This is a genomic window from Clostridium sp. D5 (assembly GCF_000190355.1).
Lineage (GTDB): Bacteria > Bacillota > Clostridia > Lachnospirales > Lachnospiraceae > Faecalicatena > Faecalicatena fissicatena_A.
Genome location: NZ_GL870840.1, coordinates 1 through 1718 on the forward strand (window position 1 = coordinate 1; position 1718 = coordinate 1718).

At 40.2% G+C, this 1718-nt stretch carries 1 protein-coding gene; it reads right to left on the reverse strand.

What is annotated here, in order from left to right:
- Positions 1 to 207: 207 nt before the first annotated feature.
- Positions 208 to 1491, reverse strand: coding sequence for an IS4 family transposase (locus tag HMPREF0240_RS23185; protein WP_035314785.1), 1284 nt, complete (start codon positions 1489 to 1491; stop codon positions 208 to 210).
- Between the last annotated feature and the right edge of the window lie 227 nt (positions 1492 to 1718).

Here is a 1718-nt window from a genome sequence, read left to right on the forward strand (position 1 = left end):
CAATGTCATTAACTTAAGGTATAGTAAAATTGCACAAAGCTAAATCCATACAAAACGATCCACAAGTTTGGAAAGTAATATTACAAATTGCAGCAATGACATATGAATTTTTTGAATTTATGCTCAGACATTTACTTTTTTATTTAAAAGTGGCATACTTTAACTAAGCCTGTTAGCAAACAAACTTTGTGGTAAGGTTCTATGCAATTATAAGGCTGTGCGCTGGTTCATACAGTAAGTGTGCGACTTACCGTACTTGTGCCAGAAGCGCTCCTCCTTACGGCCTGGCCGTATGGGGGAGCGTTCTTTTTGGGCCAGAATTAAAAGGCGTTCCAGCACAACGCCCGTCCCTAAGGTGTTGCTAAGAAACAGATGCAGGTTTTTTTTCAGGCTTCCGACTAGAAAATTCCGGTTTGCCTGATATTGGTAGCGATTCCCCTTCTCTTCTGTATCCTCTTCTATTCCTTTATCAACCAGAAACTTTAATGCAGAGGTGATATTGGAAAATGCCAGAGCAGCATAAACTTCCTGCAGGATATTCTCCGGTTTTATCCCTGCAAAATTCTCTGTCTTAAGCTGCTGTTTAATTTCCCTGTATTTTCCTTCGATTTTCCAGCGCATGATATAAAGCTCTTCAAAATCCTTTACGTTGAGGCTATTGTCAAACAGGTTCGTGATCAACACTTCCTCCTCTCCGTTTTCAAGTATGAAGCGCAGAACCCTCAAACGAATTTTCTGCTTTTTATAAAATATCATGGTTTCAGAGTCTCCCAGAGGACAGGCAAGTACATTTTTAAATGTAGAGGTGGTGGGGCAGCGCATAAGGAAAAGTCCATTGTTTCCCGAAATGTAATGGATAAGTGCCCCAGATTGATAACCTCTGTCAAAAATGATGATGGGGCGGGATCCCTTGCTGGCATGCATGACTTTATAAGGAAGCACCTTCTCGGCCTGGTTTCTTTCCGAGTCGCGGCACTTTCCGAGCACGACATCCTCAATAAGGTCTTCAGAAACATTATAGAGGATGGATGCCTTGATGAGGGGAACCTCAATATATTGGTTTTTCTGGGTTTGGAAACGCCTTCTGTTTTCAGGGGTATTAGGGACACGAAAGGTCGTCCCATCAATCGCTTTTACGACATGTCCATGCCAATAAGTGCTGCTGGGATGGAGGTGCAGACGGCGATATGTAAAATACAGAAGTTCCTGAAAAGCTTTTGGTGCTATTTTTTGTCTGCCAACACAGAAGGCCTGCTTCGAAATTCTTATGATCTCCTTTTGTGGAAGACAGTCCTCCACAAAATCGGCTATTTCGCTGGAAAGGGTCTTCTGAGGGAGTCGCAGAAGGAAAAGGACGATATCAGGAAAAGAAAGTTTCCGGCTGCGTGTAAAAGAAGTTAGCCCCAGCTTATGCCTTGCAAGGAAGGCATTAGAATGGATGAGGTCGCTTAAATCAGAAAAGAAAAGCAAAATAAGTTTTTTAAAATACATCGTATCATCTCCTAAGCAAAATAATAAAATCACTTATTCGATTTTGGCGAAATTTCCGTTTTGTCAATCGGTATATTTCACAAATGCATAGATGTATTTTTGTACAATATGTATACATATAATATTTTATTAGATTGTGCAAAATGACAACAATAAAAGGGGTGAGAAAAAGAAAAGATAGTATTTACGGTACAAATAGCCATCTTTTCTCTTAAGTTAATGACATT

What these genes read in the sequence shown, in the direction of transcription:
- HMPREF0240_RS23185 (WP_035314785.1), bottom strand. Translation starts at nt 1,491, where the DNA reads ATGTATTTTAAAAAACTTATTTTGCTTTTCTTTTCTGATTTAAGCGAC.